We start from the raw sequence: 14,156 nt of genomic DNA on the forward strand, positions 1-14,156 counted from the left end.
AGTCGATACTACATTGCTGATTGCGCGGATCAAGACTTTTTCTCAAATAATAGTGGAGGCAATCGATTACGGCCTGTATAATGCCGCGGCAATATTTTATCTATTCTCACGCACCCGAGGTGGAGTATTGCCATGTTAAGAATCGCTAAAGAAGCACTCACTTTTGACGACGTCCTGCTCGTTCCTGCACACTCCACCGTCCTGCCGAATACGGCCGATCTCAGCACTCAGCTGACCAAAAACATTCGTCTGAATATTCCCATGCTTTCTGCTGCAATGGATACCGTGACCGAAGCGGGTCTGGCTATTGCGCTGGCGCAAGAGGGCGGTCTGGGCTTCATTCACAAAAATATGTCGATTGATCGCCAGGCAGATGAAGTGCGTAAGGTTAAAAAGCATGAAAGCGGCGTCGTCACTGAACCGCAGACCGTGTTGCCCACCACCACGCTGGCGGAAGTGAAAGAACTGACCGAACGCAACGGCTTTGCCGGTTACCCGGTCGTGAACGCGGATAACGAGCTGGTGGGCATTATCACCGGTCGCGATGTGCGCTTCGTCACCGATCTTACCCAGCCCGTGACGGCCGTGATGACGCCAAAAGAGCGCCTGGTGACGGTGAAAGAGGGTGAAGCCCGTGATGTCGTCCTGCACAGAATGCATGAAAAGCGCGTAGAAAAAGCGCTGGTCGTGGATGACAGCTTCCACCTGCTGGGGATGATCACCGTTAAAGACTTCCAGAAAGCCGAACGTAAACCTAACGCCTGTAAAGATGCGCAGGGTCGTCTGCGCGTCGGTGCGGCTGTAGGCGCCGGTGCGGGCAACGAAGAGCGCGTAGATGCGCTGGTTGCTGCCGGTGTGGACGTACTGCTGATTGACTCGTCGCATGGCCATTCAGAAGGCGTACTGCAGCGTATCCGTGAAACCCGCGCTAAGTATCCTGACCTTGAAATCGTCGGCGGCAACGTTGCAACAGGTGCGGGCGCGCTGGCCTTGGTTGAAGCTGGCGTGAGCGCAGTTAAAGTCGGTATCGGCCCTGGCTCCATCTGTACTACGCGTATCGTTACCGGTGTGGGTGTCCCTCAGATCACCGCCGTTTCAGATGCCGTGGCTGCGCTGGAAGGCACCGGCATTCCGGTTATCGCGGACGGCGGTATTCGTTTCTCTGGTGATATCGCGAAGGCGATTGCCGCAGGCGCATCCTGCGTCATGGTGGGATCGATGCTGGCAGGTACCGAAGAATCACCGGGTGAAATCGAACTTTATCAGGGCCGCTCTTTTAAATCCTACCGTGGAATGGGCTCGCTGGGCGCTATGTCTAAAGGTTCGTCGGATCGTTACTTCCAGACCGATAACGCTGCGGACAAGCTGGTGCCAGAAGGTATTGAAGGCCGCGTGGCTTATAAAGGCCGCCTGAAAGAGATCGTGCATCAGCAAATGGGTGGCCTGCGTTCCTGCATGGGCCTGACCGGCTGCCAGACCATTGATGATCTGCGTACCAAAGCCGAATTCGTGCGCATCAGCGGCGCGGGCATCAATGAAAGCCACGTGCACGACGTGACCATCACCAAAGAGTCACCGAACTACCGCATGGGTTCATAACCCCGTAAGATTTCCCGCCCGGCAACAGCCGGGCGCTTTACTTTAAGTCACCGTTCTGGAAACCCCTCAATGACGACGGAAAATATCCATAAGCACCGCATTCTGATTCTCGATTTTGGTTCTCAATATACGCAGCTGGTTGCGCGCCGCGTACGTGAGCTTGGCGTGTACTGTGAACTCTGGGCCTGGGATGTCACCGAAGAGCAGATTCGCCAGTTCAATCCAAGCGGCATCATTCTGTCTGGCGGCCCGGAAAGCACAACCGAGCATGGCAGCCCGCGCGCGCCTGACTATGTGTTCACGGCTGGCGTGCCGGTTCTGGGTGTTTGTTATGGCATGCAGACCATGGCGATGCAGTTGGGCGGCAAGGTGGAAGGATCCAACGAGCGTGAGTTTGGCTATGCGCAGGTTGAAGTCAACACGGCAAGCGCCCTGATTCGCGATATTGAAGACGCCATCAGCGCAGCCGGTAAACCGTTGCTGGATGTCTGGATGAGTCACGGTGACAAAGTGACCGCTATCCCTGCTGACTTTGTTACCGTTGCCAGTACAGAAACCTGTCCATTTGCCATCATGGCGAACGAAGAGAAACGCTTCTACGGCGTGCAGTTCCATCCGGAAGTGACGCATACGCGTCAGGGGCTGCGCATGCTGGAACGTTTTGTTATCGATATTTGTGAATGTGAAGCGCTCTGGACACCGGCAAAAATCATCGAAGATGCCGTCGAGCGTCTGCGCGTGCAGGTCGGCAACGACAAAGTGATTCTGGGCTTATCTGGCGGTGTGGATTCGTCAGTGACCGCCATGCTACTGCATCGCGCCATCGGTAAAAACCTGACCTGCGTATTCGTCGATAACGGGCTGCTGCGCCTGAACGAAGCTGAGCAGGTGCTGGACATGTTTGGCGACCATTTTGGTCTGAATATCGTTCACGTTGATGGCGAAGCGCGTTTCCTGGACGCCCTGTCCGGGGAAAACGATCCGGAAGCGAAGCGTAAAATCATCGGCCGCGTCTTTGTTGAAGTCTTTGACGAGCAGGCACTGCGTCTGGAAGACGTGAAGTGGCTGGCGCAGGGTACCATCTATCCTGATGTGATCGAATCGGCTGCCTCTGCTACCGGTAAAGCGCACGTGATCAAGTCGCACCACAACGTCGGCGGCCTGCCGAAAGAGATGAAGATGGGCCTGGTCGAGCCGCTGCGAGAGCTGTTTAAAGATGAAGTGCGCAAGATCGGTCTGGAGCTGGGCCTGCCTTACGATATGCTCTATCGTCATCCGTTCCCGGGGCCAGGCCTTGGCGTGCGCGTACTGGGTGAAGTGAAGAAAGAGTACTGTGACCTGTTGCGTCGTGCGGATGCCATCTTTATTGAAGAGCTGCATAAAGCCGATCTCTACAACAAAGTCAGCCAGGCCTTTACCGTGTTCCTGCCTGTACGTTCTGTTGGCGTTATGGGCGATGGCCGCAAGTATGACTGGGTCGTTTCACTGCGCGCGGTAGAAACCATCGACTTCATGACCGCCCACTGGGCGCACCTGCCGTACGACTTCCTGGGCCGCGTGTCCAACCGCATCATCAACGAAGTTAACGGTATTTCCCGGGTAGTTTATGATATTTCCGGCAAGCCACCGGCGACGATTGAGTGGGAATGATTTACAGCCTTTTGCTGACGATTGACACCGATTTGTAAAACCCTTGAGCCATCAGCGTTTGCTGGTGGCTTTTTCTTTTTATCGATTGATAACGATTGCTGAAAGCCACAATTTACCGTCGGTGTTTTTGACGGTATGGCCGATCCGTTGTACGCTCCAGATCCTTTTTTACCGTTACCAGATTGGTAGCGGTGACGGTATTCGGAGCCGACCATGCTTACAGACACAAAGATAAAAAACCTCAAGCCGCGCGATAAGGCGTACAAAGTTGCAGACCGTGAAGGGCTCTATGTATCCGTGCTGCCGGGCGGCACCATCTCATTCCGCTATGACTACCGGTTCAACGGGCGCCGCGAAACCCTGACGATCGGTAAATACGGGCCTGACGGTATCAGCCTGGCCGAAGCACGTGAGCAACTCAATACCGCTAAAAAGCTCATATCTTCAGGCGTGTCGCCGTCTGCGGCGAAACGCGACGGTAAAAAACAGATTGCCGGCGCCGACAGGCTTAACCATTTTACCGTCAAATACATGGAGCATGCCCGCCTGGCTGACAGTACGCGCGCGATGAAACAGGCCGTAATCGACAGGGATATTCTGCCCGCGCTGGGCAATAAGTTGATGACGGAGATAAACACGGCGATGGTTCGTGACCTGTGCGACAGGATTGTGGCGCGTGGTGGCCGGGCAACAGCCGTTCAGGCCCGCGAGATAATCGCCAGCATTTACCGGTATGCAACTGACCGCGGGCATGAGTTCACCAATCCCGCCGAACGTATCCGTGCTTCATCGATCGCTACGTTTGAGCCGCGCGTCACCACGCTTACACCTGCAGAAATCGGTCTGTTCTTTCGCTCGCTCGATAACGTTTCCACGATGGCCACGCTCAAACTTGCCGTGAAATTTGTCATGCTGACAATGGTCAGGAAAAGCGAATTCACGCACGCTGAATGGGATGAAATAGATTTCAAACGGATGTTATGGAAGATTCCGGCCGAGCGGATGAAGGGATCAAGAGAGCATGTCATCCCGCTTTCAACACAGGCTAACGATCTGCTGGTTGGCCTTAAAATGTGTGCTGGTGGCAGCCATTATCTTTTACCGGGTCGATATGATATGGCTAAGCCGCTGTCAAATGCAGCGCTTAACAGGGTGTTGACGATTACGATTGAGGCTATAAGAGAATCAGGGGAGAAGATAAAGGATTTTACAGTACACGACATCCGCCGGACGGCCAGCACGCTTTTGCATGAGGCGGGTTATCCGTCAGACTGGATAGAGAAGAGTCTGGCCCATGAACAGAAAGGCGTGCGCGCGGTTTACAACAAAGCGGAGTATCTCCCGCAACGCACGTTCATGCTGCAGCAATGGGCCGATATGGTGGATGGGTGGACAGAGGGGAGTATCGAAGATTTGGTGCCTTTCTCACCGTTAAAATTTGAGCAATGGATGTCTCAGCGTTCAGGGTGATCGCCAAGTGTTTTATCTGCCAGGGTGGCAGACAGATAAACCAGCCCCGCCGGAAGCCAGAAAATGCAGATCCAGAATGATGCAAGCGAGTGCGGCGGGCTTTCCAGACGGCCCAGAAGGTAGGCAGCAACAATCAGATACAGAGTAATCAAAATCATGCAGCCTCCCCACGTTCGCCAATTAGAGAACGCCCCGTATTCATCAATGCGTCACGATCCACATAACCAGTGTGGCCAGCTGCGGGGCGGTAAGGGTTCCAGATGATAAGCATTGAGCCTTTGTTATTTCCATTTACCGGCTTACCTGTGTCAGCGCGGACAAATGAAAGACGCCCGCCGGTGATAAATCTGACCTCAGTGCATGCCTGCCGCGCCAGATTAAACCATCCCACCGACGTATCTGCCGGAACAAGCATTACTGTGCCAATACCGTTAATGCACTCCTGATTGGCTTTTTCCACCCACGGCGTGATGCTGGAATAAGGTGGGTTACACCACACGAAGCCGCCACCGAAATGCTTTATCCAGTCAGCCTTTAGTGCATCCTGTTTCTCAGTCAGATAACAATGGTGAAGCGCATTATCTGCGCTGGCTGCCACGTCACCACAAAAACGGAACTCAGCATTGATACCGGCAAACAGTTCTGGCGGTGTGCGCCAACTGTCACGATGCTCTGGTGGTGTATTACTACCGCCATAATCGTTTAATACGGATGGTTGCATAATTTCAGTTGGGTTAATTTCCACAGGCTCCTCTGAAGGCTTTAATGAATTCTGCGGCGACTTGCGGGACGATGGCATTGCCATAACCGCGCAATCGTCCCACTCTGGCGGGAATCCCATTAGCCAGCGGGAATGTGCCGGATTCAACTGGCCGGTACTTTCCATCTCGGCAGCCGAGCCAGTCAACATCTGACCAGAAGCTGTGATGCGGATTGGACCAAACGGCTGCATCTTCGCAAGCGCCCTGCGGTAATCGCCGCTCATTTGACCGTGACTCGCTGGAGAGTCGGGTACTGTAACCGGCGTGGGCCACGGTGCTAGCCCTTGCTCCGTTGCATAATCCAGCCTGTCGAACGTCCGATCCTTGCCGTCCTTCCGTATTACCGTCTTCCCGCTGCCTTTGAAGTCGTTCGCCGGCGGTGTCGGCCACGCTGTCATAAGCACCTGCGTTTGAAGGGGTTTCCCCATCCCCTTTCCGTGTTTCTCCTTGCAGCGCTGGTTCCGGTCCTCCCACTGTTTCATAGTGCTGTGCATGGTATTCGAACATGTCGGAGTTACCCAATCGCTGCGCTCCAAAGAACAATCTGTCTCTTTTGTGCGGGGCGCCGACGCTGCACGCTGGCAATACGGCCGCCCCGCAGGAGTAGCCTTTGTCTTCCAGGTTAAGGAATACAAAATCGAGCCAGTGTTTGCTAATTGCCGCTGCAACCTGTTCGCCAAAGAAGCATTGAGGTTTGCACTCTCTGACGAGCCTGAGAAGGACGGGCGCGAGGTGGCGCTCGTCGTCAAATCCGAGAGACTGACCGGCAACGCTAAACGGCTGGCAAGGGGGTGATCCTGTCCAGAGTCGATTGCTTGCTGGTACTCCTGCCAACTGGAGTGCAAGGGGCCACCCTCCGACTCCGGCAAAGAAATGACATTGTGTGAATCCTTCCAGATCTGAAGGGGTGACCTCTGTGATTGATCGTTCATCGACATACCCATTCGGGATTAACCCCGCCTTAATCAATTCACGCAGCCAGTCGGCCGCGCCTTTATCCCACTCGTTGTAGTAGTTCATGGCGATTCACCGCAACTCGCGGGCCTCGCGCAACAGCTGATCCATCTGGTAAATGTGGCTTGTCTTGCGACACTCATCGAAAATGATGTTGACGCTGTTGCATGGTGTCAGCCGGCGATTGGCATTGCTCAGGCGGCGGTTAATCTCGCTGATTTCAAAATCCTGACTGGCATCACGCAGCCAGCAGATAAAATCGCGGCCATGTTGATGCCGGAAAACTATTCCGGCTTTATACAACTTGCTCAGTGCGCACATTGAGCTGTCACGACGTAAACCCTGCTTTTCAAGGTGAGCGTGGATATCGACAGAGCGCGCTGATCCTCTCTCTTTGAGGAAAGCGTAAATCAACTCTTTGGCTGTCATGGTTAACCTGCCATGCGCATCATGCTGCGCTGTTTCTGGTGGTTGGGGTTAGCTTCAAACTTCGCGGCCAGTGACGGGTCACGCACTGCGGCCGCCGCGTTACGCTGGCGCTCATCGAGCCACGCCTCTACTTCGTCCTCGTTCCAGGCAACAGTGCGGTTGGTTAACGGGAAACGCTTGGGAAACTCGCCTTTTGCTTCCATCTGGTTGATGGTGTACTCGGACAGTGGCACCTTCTTCAGCAACTGGTCCTTGCGGATTGCACCTTTCATAATTCTTTCTCCAAAGAAAAGGGCGCTCTGCGGCGCCCATAGGTTTTCACTGGTGTTGGTTAAACGTATTCGGCTTTCATGTCAGCCAGGGTGATAGAGAAGCCTTCGTGCAGGTCATCGCCCAACTGTCCTTTTAGGCGCTGCAGGTCTGCTTCAACTTTCAGGAAGGTTTCTTTCGCATCGGGCGCGCTGGCGTCCAGGCTGTTGATCGCAGCTTCAATCTGGCGGCGGGCATCGTGATGTTTGTAAGCTTTCACAGCCCGAGCGCGCAGAGAACGGAAGGTTGATTCTGTGAGATTATCTTTATGCTCAGTAATTTTATTGCCCGTCACCTCTGCGGATTCAACAGAATCAATCCCGTCTACAAGTGCGGATAGCAGGTGAACTAAATCTGCATTTTCCCCGGGTTCCGCTACAGCACCGGATGCCAGGCTGGCATTACTGATCATGTTGTTTAGATCGGTGGTGGTGCTGGCTGGGGTGATGTCGCGCTCAGTGCGCTCTACAGGTTCAAACTCGTCTGGCGTGTAAACCCCCAGGATGACTTCAGGGCAATACAGTCGGCCCCAATATTTAACGCCGAGATAAGCCATTTGCTGCTTAGGATTTGTCACCCACAATGGCGAGTTGCGCACGACTATGCCAGATAGGTGAATTGGCTCGCACCAGGTTATTTCGTTTTCACCCCGCAGCCGAGCACCAACACGGATGGTCAAGCCTTCTTCATCGGAATCAGACCAGGCTTTTACGCGCTCAGTTTTTTCGTAGGTGCCGCCACCCTTTGCTGGTTTTTGAACCTTAACTTCTTTTGTTTTTGTGCATTTTGACCAGTCACCGGCATACTCGTAATGGAATCGACCGACGATTACGTTAGAGCTGGAAATCACCGCGTTTACCAGCTGAGCCTCATAGCCCAGCACACCGTTGATGACGTGTGTTTTCTGTGCCACTGCGTATGGGTTCATACCCCACTGCATTGCCTGCATAACTACCGCCATGCAGTCAGCAGGCTTACCAACAAAGTGAGCCGGAACACTGATAGTTGAATCAGCCATCAGATTTGCAAAGGTGGTTAACTGGTTCAGTGCTTGCGGGTTGAATACCGCATTGCTGGCGCTGATTGTTGATGGCTGATTGTTTACATCGACTAAATCATTCATGCCTGATTGTCCTTTTTGCGCGCCCATGCCGGGCGAGAAAGAGATTCAACGCCGCCCCATGAATTGGTCAGGCGGCACTGGTGATAGGTTTGAAGGTCACGGCGATATAGTTCGTGGCCCACGGCAACATCTTCCTGTTCGAGCTGAAAAACCCGGACCGGATAGCGGCCGCAGTCGATCGACTCGCTGACGGCGATAAAGACAAACTGCGGGTATTCGTTGAAGTGCTGATAGAAGCCATCGCGATACATGGCGTCCTGCACGTGATACCGGAATTCCTCGACGTGACGCGTAAAGCGGTCCATGTCTGCCACTTTCTTCACGTCCACGATTACCGGCTGTTGTTTCAGAAAGCGGTCCGGGCGGATCCGGCAAAGTTCGCCAGTCTGCTCGTCATCCCAGTAAATGGACGCTTCACAGTGGCCATCTGCTTCCAGGAAGAACCGCGCCGCCGGGTGGGCCATGGCGCTGGCCTGCATCAGCTTTAGTTTGCGGTGTTGCTCATGATCCAAAACCGTTTTACCGGTAAATGCGCAGTCTTTGAGAAATTCGGCTTCTGCGGCCTTTCCCTCATTGGTGCGACGGTTGAACTGAGGCGCTTTGATGAACCGTTTATCGAATTCATCAGGCTCAAGCAGGATGCAGTGCAGCGCGGTACCCATATCAAGTGCCTGCAACTTTTCTTCATCCTGCGGCGCCTGTTTGCGCCACTGGTAAACAGCCGGGTTGATAGCGATATCGTCCAGCTGTGATTTGCTGACACCGGCGCCGGAGTGATAAGCCTCATTGCTGATGTCAAAATAAAGCCCCGGATCATTCGGGGCTAATGAGATTTCAGGGTTAGTTGTCATGGCATCCATTCCTTTCCCAACCAATCTTTGTCACGCCAGTCGATTTCGGCCTGCTTAACGCAGATTTCATCGACCATGTTTGCAAAGGCGTCCTGAGCAAAATCAGCGTCGATACTTGGCATACTGAAACCGAAAGGGCGGCGCAGGGTCGCAACATCAACCGGCCACTGTTCCTTAAGCGTTTCCGCGCGCTCGCGGATCCACTCGTCTTTTTTTACTGACGCATCGTGCTGTTGCCAGCGTGTTTCCTCGATGCGTTCGTGAACTGCATAAGCGCTCATAAGCACCTCAGTAGTTAATTGACACGGCGCTGATTTTTCCCAGCACGATTGCAGTTATGCACGCCTTTGCCTGATCTTCTGGTATGCCAGCGGCAATAAGGTCTGCAACAGCCTGCGCGTTGATTACCCGGCGATGCTCTTTATCAGCGGCGCGTGCGGCAACTTCATCAGCCTGCCGTTTTTCTTCAGCAACTCTCGCTGCTTCAGCAGCTGCGGCGCGCTGGCGTTCAGCTTCAACAGCTTCCTGTCTTTCACGGTCTGCCTTTTCTCGAGCCTCACGTGCTTCACGTTCTGAACGCTCAATGGCTGCCAGGCGGTCACGTTCTGCCTGTTCAGCTTTGGCCTTTAAATCGGCCTCGCGCCGCTCTGCTGCTTCCCGCTCATCCTTTGCTTTCTGCTCTGCAATGCGAGTTGCTTCTTCTGCCGCCTCGCGCTTTAACTGCTCATCGCGCTGGCGCTGTGCTTCAGAGGCCTGCTGCTGGCGCAGCCTTTCAAGCTCTGCCGCTGCGTCTTCGCGCTTTTTAGATTCAGCCAGCGCGGCCTCAAGCTTTTGCACAGTTGCGTCTTTAGCAACGCCAGCCTCTGTTGCCAGTTCCTGCCAACTGTCTCCCAACTCAACAGCTTTGGCTGAGATAAGCCGATCGCTGATGCTCTGCGATGGCAGGTAGTTACCAACGTCGTCCACGACATCGGCCAGATCTCGCAGATCAGCAATACGCTTTTGAAGTGCTTCTACGCGTGCCTTTTCGGCGTTTTCCCACTCGGTCAGAGGCTGGCGGGTTTCATCACGTATGCGATCGCACTCTGTTACGAACCGGCGCAGCTCAGCTTCAACAACCTTGGGTTGCTCTTTCAGGCGCTTAAGGTAGTCGCGCCCAGGCTTTTCAATAGCTGTTTTGCTGCGGGAAACCTTTGAAGCCAGAGAGGCGATTCGGTCACGGCCTTTTTTACTGCTAAGGTCAGGCGTCTCGTTCACGGCCTGGCGGATTTTCTCGATGTACTGATCGAGACCGTTTTCGACGTAAAGCGCAGGGGCCTGTTCGTCGGAAATGTTGATAACGACTAATTCAGTGCCTTCAGACATATTTTTTACTCCATGTCAGCCGCGACGCTGGCGGCCATCTTTTGTGTGAATACCCATTCAACACCGGCTTTAAAGCTGCTGAACTGCTGTTCAATGCCCAGCACGCATGCGGTGAAAATGAACATCCCGTTTTGGTAACGATATTTCATAATCGAATCCAGAATTACCGTTTTGGTAATAGTTGATTGCACGACAAATTACCCTTCAGGCCATAAGCCTGGTGGGCGATCTTTCGGAACTGATCACGGTTTACGACCTGGGTGTAACGCTGCTGAATGATGGTCATTCGCCAGAGATACCCACATGCCATACGGACTATTACGAACGGCTCTCCCTTCTCATCAGTTAGTTGCATAGCTGTCTCCGGAAGAGGAATAATCACTGTCACTTTCCAGGCAAGCATTCCGGTTTGACGGGTCAGCGTTGCCATCTGGTGGGCTGCCAGATTCAGGTTTGTGAATGCCCGTTGCGGATTGTTAAAGAGCGTCAATTACCAAATTGGTAACTATTGAGGCTAATAATAATCGCTTGGCTGAAGATGTCAATCGTTAACGAGAGAAAAAATTACCAAAAAGGTAATAGTTACTGCGATGGTGATGCGACGGGGGTTGGGTATGCTGATTCTGTTTTGCGGATGGATCAGTTATCGCTGGTGCTTTTTGCCTGGCTGATAACGAATGACACAAAGCTGCTGATCTTCTCTTTATCGGAGGCATCCAGCTTTGAATAGGCGTCACGGTCATAGTCAATCATGCGATCGTCATGTGCCGGGATAAGCAGCTCGTAACCGCGGCGCCCGAAACCTTTGGCAATCGAATTCACCGTGCTGATTGTCGGGTCGATTTCCTGGTTGAGAACGCGCCCGATAGTGGACTGGGTAACGCCGCTGGCCTGGTGCAGTTTTCCCTGAGTTCTCAGGCTCTCAGATTTATCCATCCAGACGCGAAGGTTGTTTGCCAGGACTTCACGGATCTCTACATCGGGATTGGCAGGCATGACATTATCGCGGTCATTGTCGAGCCAGTAATCTTCCAGCTTCAGAAGGCGCTCAATCTTGCGTGCTGCAGCGCTGCCCATAGGTTTGTCACGCGTCCACCTGCTGATGAGGTTTGGCAGCATGTTCAGGGCCTGGGCCATTTTAGTCTGATTTCCCTCAAATCGGGCTTCGAGCAAATAAATCAGATTCGCTTTACGGATCCCGGAGATAGGTTTCATTTTTTCCTGGTGCTCAGATTTAGGTTAGTGATGACTGAGTGCATTTAAACCGATGTTACCTTTCTGGTAAATGCACCAGATTGGTAATTAGTGTTGCGAAACGCTACCGCATAGGTAACAATTCGATGATTGAAATCGTTATCTGGAGGCCCACATGGAGCCGTTTGACTTCAAAGAGTTCTGGCAGGGTTTGTCGACTGAAGAAAAGAAGCAACTGGCTAAAGAGGCTGGTACCACAACGCATTACATCAGGACTCATCTGGTTTATGCTCGCCGCGTTCCGACGCGTAACTACATGACAGGGTTACAAAAAGCCTGCGCCAAAATCGATCCGGCTATTACCACTGAAAGGCTGCTATCCTTCTTCTACTCTGCTGCCTGACCTGTTACCCGCCACGCTTTAAAGCCGCCTTTATGGCGGTTTTTTTATATCTGCAACTTCCTAAATTCCCTTACAAAACAACCAATCGTTACCAAATATGCAAATAGTACTTGATTAGTCTGAATAAAAGTTAAAAATAGTCGTAATAGTAAACGTAGGAGAAGTAACCAAATGAAAATCATTACTCGCATGGATGCCGCAAAAGCGGGTCTGAAGCGTTACTACACCGGCAAGCTGTGTAAGCACGGCCATAAAAGCGAGCGTTACGTTTATAACGGCCATTGCGTGGAGTGCGCGATGAATTCCAGCCTGCGTCGCCAGGCTGAGATAAAGCAAATCATGGAGAGCGCCGCGGATAGTAATTCGCTGGGGGTGATTTGATGGCTGGAGACTGGATCAAGATGCGCGCCGATCTTCATACGCATCCGAAAGTTGTCCGCATGGCGTCCGCATTGAAAGCGGACAGATTGCGGATAGTTGGCGGACTACATTCCGCATGGTGTCTTTTCGATGTCCATTCTGTTGATGGTTTTCTCGAAGGATACAGTCCGGACACACTCGACGACCTGATCGGCTTTCCTGGATTTTCTCGCGCAATGATTAATGTTGGCTGGCTTGAAGAATCCGATGAAAGCCTTGTCATGCCTCGCTTCGATGCCCATAACGGCCAGTCTGCAAAGCGAAGGGCACAGGATGCAGATCGCAAAAGAGAGCGTAGAAATGTCTCCAAAACGTCCGCATCAGAAGCGGACAAATTGCGGACCAGAGAAGAGAAGAGAAGAGAAGATAAAGATCAAACCCCTTATATAACGCGCGAAGAAAAATTTCCTGCGAGTCAGGTTTCACATCCGTCACAGGTTCAACCGGTGAACGTCCCTTCTGGAAAATTCATGCTGACGCGTGACTGGGTTCCATCGCCTGACTTTTTCATGAAAGCGGCACAGTGGGGAGTGATTTTAAATCCTGATGAATTTAAGCCTGAGCATCTGACCTCGTTCCTCGATTACTGGATCGGGGAGGGTAAAGCATTCACTCACGTCCAGTGGGAGCAGAAGTTTGCCCGCCAGCTGGAACGCATCAAAAACGACCTGGCCAAGCAAAAAGGCAAAACAGGCCTCGACTTCAATAACACAGACTGGATCCACCCAATCAGAGACGAATACGCATGAACAACATCACAACGCACTTACAGAATTTCAGTTTCAATCAGCCAGCGCATTCGGCAATGGCATCAGGCAACAACTCTCGCGAAGAGTGGGATCATGCCGCCAGCTTGTTCAATGGCATTTTTGACCAGCTGCGCGCCGCGTTCCCGGCCAGCAGCACTACGTTCAGAGCGCAGTCTGATATCGATGCCTTCCGTCAGCAGTGGGTAAGATCGTTCATGGAGAACGGGATCACCACCATGCAGCAGATTGATGCAGGCATGCGGCATGCCCGCAGGCAGCAAACGCCCTACATGCCTTCACCGGGTAAATTTGTCGCCTGGTGCAAAGACAGCTCGACAGTGCTGGGTGTCACCACAGAAGAAGCCATGGCAGAGTTTCACCGTTACAACCGTGATCGAGGCCTGACTAAGTCGCCCGAGCAATTCAACTGGTCAAAGCCGGTTCTGTACTGGGTGATCACCGATGCGCGCCAGGCGATGATCCAGCGCTGCATGACGGAATCAGAGGTTGAAACGTTCATCACCCGCAAGCTGAACGAGTGGTCGAAGAAGGTAGCAGCAGGTGAGCAGGTTCCCGATCCAGTACAGATGATTGAATCCAAACCCAGGGCAGCAGCGCATCAGCCGTCGCCGAAGGATTACGAATACCAGTACATGCCGAACGCGGCTCATATGGGCAGTGTCACCCCGGCACAATGGCTGCTGGAGGAATACAAAAGGCGTAAGGCAATGGGTCTTAAAACGTAGTCATGGGATAAATAATTACTGAAATGGTAACAAATCCTTCGCCAGCGCAATCAGATTCAATTGAACGGGGTAACAACTTACAAACGGGCTATGAGTTTTAAAAACGGGCTATGAGTTTTAAAAACGTCTCAGA

At 52.8% G+C, this 14,156-nt stretch carries 19 protein-coding genes; 7 read left to right on the forward strand and 12 right to left on the reverse strand.

What is annotated here, in order from left to right; translation table 11 throughout:
• Positions 1–132 precede the first annotated feature (132 nt).
• The 3 genes from guaB (at position 133) to NXS97_RS18900 (ending at position 4,719) form a co-directional block, all read left to right on the forward strand.
• Positions 133–1,599 carry an IMP dehydrogenase gene (gene guaB, locus NXS97_RS18890; protein WP_013026725.1) on the forward strand — a complete coding sequence of 489 codons (1,467 nt, stop codon included), beginning with the start codon at positions 133–135 and terminating at the stop codon, positions 1,597–1,599.
• A 69-nt stretch (positions 1,600–1,668) separates the two neighbouring features.
• Positions 1,669–3,249, forward strand: coding sequence for a glutamine-hydrolyzing GMP synthase (gene guaA / locus NXS97_RS18895; RefSeq protein ID WP_116219829.1), 1,581 nt, complete (start codon positions 1,669–1,671; stop codon positions 3,247–3,249).
• 213 nt (positions 3,250–3,462) lie between these two features.
• On the forward strand, positions 3,463–4,719 hold the full coding sequence (locus NXS97_RS18900; protein ID WP_259232677.1) for a site-specific integrase: 1,257 nt from the start codon (positions 3,463–3,465) through the stop codon (positions 4,717–4,719).
• On the opposite strand, the gene NXS97_RS18905 is transcribed toward NXS97_RS18900, so the two are convergent.
• The 12 genes from NXS97_RS18905 to NXS97_RS18960 all read right to left on the reverse strand — a co-directional run bounded on the left by NXS97_RS18905 (position 4,704) and on the right by NXS97_RS18960 (position 11,726).
• Complete coding sequence (locus NXS97_RS18905) at positions 4,704–4,877, reverse strand: MFS transporter permease (protein WP_259232679.1); 174 nt, start codon at positions 4,875–4,877, stop codon at positions 4,704–4,706. The genes NXS97_RS18900 and NXS97_RS18905 overlap by 16 nt on opposite strands.
• Positions 4,874–5,440: a phage N-6-adenine-methyltransferase gene (locus NXS97_RS18910; RefSeq protein WP_259232813.1), complete on the reverse strand. Its 567-nt coding sequence runs from the start codon at positions 5,438–5,440 to the stop codon at positions 4,874–4,876. The genes NXS97_RS18905 and NXS97_RS18910 overlap by 4 nt, the downstream gene beginning before the upstream one ends.
• Positions 5,441–5,453: 13 nt before the next feature.
• Positions 5,454–6,500, reverse strand: coding sequence for a DNA cytosine methyltransferase (locus NXS97_RS18915; protein WP_259232680.1), 1,047 nt, complete (start codon positions 6,498–6,500; stop codon positions 5,454–5,456).
• A 6-nt stretch (positions 6,501–6,506) separates the two neighbouring features.
• Positions 6,507–6,863 carry a hypothetical protein gene (locus NXS97_RS18920; protein ID WP_259232682.1) on the reverse strand — a complete coding sequence of 119 codons (357 nt, stop codon included), beginning with the start codon at positions 6,861–6,863 and terminating at the stop codon, positions 6,507–6,509.
• Positions 6,864–6,865: 2 nt separating this feature from the next.
• Entirely contained in the window at positions 6,866–7,135 is a 270-nt protein-coding gene (locus NXS97_RS18925) for an AlpA family transcriptional regulator (RefSeq protein ID WP_259232684.1), read from the reverse strand.
• A gap of 59 nt (positions 7,136–7,194) precedes the next feature.
• Entirely contained in the window at positions 7,195–8,295 is a 1,101-nt protein-coding gene (locus NXS97_RS18930; protein ID WP_259232685.1) for a RecT family recombinase, read from the reverse strand.
• The gene (locus NXS97_RS18935; RefSeq protein ID WP_259232686.1) at positions 8,292–9,146 is read right to left on the reverse strand and encodes a PD-(D/E)XK nuclease-like domain-containing protein; all 855 of its coding nucleotides are present in this window, start codon (positions 9,144–9,146) and stop codon (positions 8,292–8,294) included. Before NXS97_RS18935 ends, NXS97_RS18930 begins: the two co-directional genes overlap by 4 nt.
• A complete protein-coding gene (gamL, locus tag NXS97_RS18940) occupies positions 9,143–9,427 on the reverse strand; it encodes a host nuclease inhibitor GamL (RefSeq protein ID WP_259232687.1) in 285 nt (94 codons plus the stop codon). The genes NXS97_RS18935 and gamL overlap by 4 nt, the downstream gene beginning before the upstream one ends.
• Positions 9,428–9,434: 7 nt before the next feature.
• The gene (locus NXS97_RS18945; protein ID WP_259232688.1) at positions 9,435–10,511 is read right to left on the reverse strand and encodes a hypothetical protein; all 1,077 of its coding nucleotides are present in this window, start codon (positions 10,509–10,511) and stop codon (positions 9,435–9,437) included.
• A gap of 5 nt (positions 10,512–10,516) precedes the next feature.
• Complete coding sequence (locus NXS97_RS18950) at positions 10,517–10,660, reverse strand: hypothetical protein (RefSeq protein ID WP_164482445.1); 144 nt, start codon at positions 10,658–10,660, stop codon at positions 10,517–10,519.
• A 14-nt stretch (positions 10,661–10,674) separates the two neighbouring features.
• On the reverse strand, positions 10,675–10,941 hold the full coding sequence (locus NXS97_RS18955; RefSeq protein ID WP_259232689.1) for a hypothetical protein: 267 nt from the start codon (positions 10,939–10,941) through the stop codon (positions 10,675–10,677).
• A gap of 209 nt (positions 10,942–11,150) precedes the next feature.
• Complete coding sequence (locus NXS97_RS18960; protein ID WP_210466968.1) at positions 11,151–11,726, reverse strand: helix-turn-helix transcriptional regulator; 576 nt, start codon at positions 11,724–11,726, stop codon at positions 11,151–11,153.
• Positions 11,727–11,880: 154 nt separating this feature from the next.
• Here NXS97_RS18960 and NXS97_RS18965 point away from each other — a divergent pair, with 154 nt between their 5' ends.
• From NXS97_RS18965 to NXS97_RS18980, 4 genes are all read left to right on the forward strand, one after another.
• On the forward strand, positions 11,881–12,108 hold the full coding sequence (locus NXS97_RS18965; protein WP_164482443.1) for a hypothetical protein: 228 nt from the start codon (positions 11,881–11,883) through the stop codon (positions 12,106–12,108).
• Positions 12,109–12,279: 171 nt separating this feature from the next.
• Positions 12,280–12,489, forward strand: a complete 210-nt coding sequence (locus NXS97_RS18970) for a hypothetical protein (protein ID WP_210487290.1) — start codon at positions 12,280–12,282, stop codon at positions 12,487–12,489.
• On the forward strand, positions 12,489–13,277 hold the full coding sequence (locus tag NXS97_RS18975) for a DnaT-like ssDNA-binding domain-containing protein (protein WP_259232691.1): 789 nt from the start codon (positions 12,489–12,491) through the stop codon (positions 13,275–13,277). The genes NXS97_RS18970 and NXS97_RS18975 overlap by 1 nt, the downstream gene beginning before the upstream one ends.
• Positions 13,274–14,023, forward strand: coding sequence for a replication protein P (locus tag NXS97_RS18980; RefSeq protein ID WP_259232692.1), 750 nt, complete (start codon positions 13,274–13,276; stop codon positions 14,021–14,023). Before NXS97_RS18975 ends, NXS97_RS18980 begins: the two co-directional genes overlap by 4 nt.
• The last annotated feature ends 133 nt before the right edge of the window (positions 14,024–14,156 follow it).

This window comes from Pantoea sp. B623 (assembly GCF_024814475.1).
Lineage (GTDB): Bacteria > Pseudomonadota > Gammaproteobacteria > Enterobacterales > Enterobacteriaceae > Pantoea > Pantoea ananatis.

What these genes read in the sequence shown, in the direction of transcription:
- NXS97_RS18905 (WP_259232679.1), bottom strand. Translation starts at nt 4,877, where the DNA reads ATGATTTTGATTACTCTGTATCTGATTGTTGCTGCCTACCTTCTGGGC.
- NXS97_RS18920 (WP_259232682.1), bottom strand. Translation starts at nt 6,863, where the DNA reads ATGACAGCCAAAGAGTTGATTTACGCTTTCCTCAAAGAGAGAGGATCA.
- NXS97_RS18980 (WP_259232692.1), top strand. Translation starts at nt 13,274, where the DNA reads ATGAACAACATCACAACGCACTTACAGAATTTCAGTTTCAATCAGCCA.
- NXS97_RS18970 (WP_210487290.1), top strand. Translation starts at nt 12,280, where the DNA reads ATGAAAATCATTACTCGCATGGATGCCGCAAAAGCGGGTCTGAAGCGT.
- guaA (WP_116219829.1), top strand. Translation starts at nt 1,669, where the DNA reads ATGACGACGGAAAATATCCATAAGCACCGCATTCTGATTCTCGATTTT.
- NXS97_RS18915 (WP_259232680.1), bottom strand. Translation starts at nt 6,500, where the DNA reads ATGAACTACTACAACGAGTGGGATAAAGGCGCGGCCGACTGGCTGCGT.
- NXS97_RS18960 (WP_210466968.1), bottom strand. Translation starts at nt 11,726, where the DNA reads ATGAAACCTATCTCCGGGATCCGTAAAGCGAATCTGATTTATTTGCTC.
- gamL (WP_259232687.1), bottom strand. Translation starts at nt 9,427, where the DNA reads ATGAGCGCTTATGCAGTTCACGAACGCATCGAGGAAACACGCTGGCAA.
- NXS97_RS18935 (WP_259232686.1), bottom strand. Translation starts at nt 9,146, where the DNA reads ATGACAACTAACCCTGAAATCTCATTAGCCCCGAATGATCCGGGGCTT.
- NXS97_RS18955 (WP_259232689.1), bottom strand. Translation starts at nt 10,941, where the DNA reads ATGGCAACGCTGACCCGTCAAACCGGAATGCTTGCCTGGAAAGTGACA.
- NXS97_RS18965 (WP_164482443.1), top strand. Translation starts at nt 11,881, where the DNA reads ATGGAGCCGTTTGACTTCAAAGAGTTCTGGCAGGGTTTGTCGACTGAA.
- guaB (WP_013026725.1), top strand. Translation starts at nt 133, where the DNA reads ATGTTAAGAATCGCTAAAGAAGCACTCACTTTTGACGACGTCCTGCTC.
- NXS97_RS18900 (WP_259232677.1), top strand. Translation starts at nt 3,463, where the DNA reads ATGCTTACAGACACAAAGATAAAAAACCTCAAGCCGCGCGATAAGGCG.
- NXS97_RS18945 (WP_259232688.1), bottom strand. Translation starts at nt 10,511, where the DNA reads ATGTCTGAAGGCACTGAATTAGTCGTTATCAACATTTCCGACGAACAG.
- NXS97_RS18950 (WP_164482445.1), bottom strand. Translation starts at nt 10,660, where the DNA reads ATGAAATATCGTTACCAAAACGGGATGTTCATTTTCACCGCATGCGTG.
- NXS97_RS18910 (WP_259232813.1), bottom strand. Translation starts at nt 5,440, where the DNA reads ATGCAACCATCCGTATTAAACGATTATGGCGGTAGTAATACACCACCA.
- NXS97_RS18925 (WP_259232684.1), bottom strand. Translation starts at nt 7,135, where the DNA reads ATGAAAGGTGCAATCCGCAAGGACCAGTTGCTGAAGAAGGTGCCACTG.
- NXS97_RS18975 (WP_259232691.1), top strand. Translation starts at nt 12,489, where the DNA reads ATGGCTGGAGACTGGATCAAGATGCGCGCCGATCTTCATACGCATCCG.
- NXS97_RS18930 (WP_259232685.1), bottom strand. Translation starts at nt 8,295, where the DNA reads ATGAATGATTTAGTCGATGTAAACAATCAGCCATCAACAATCAGCGCC.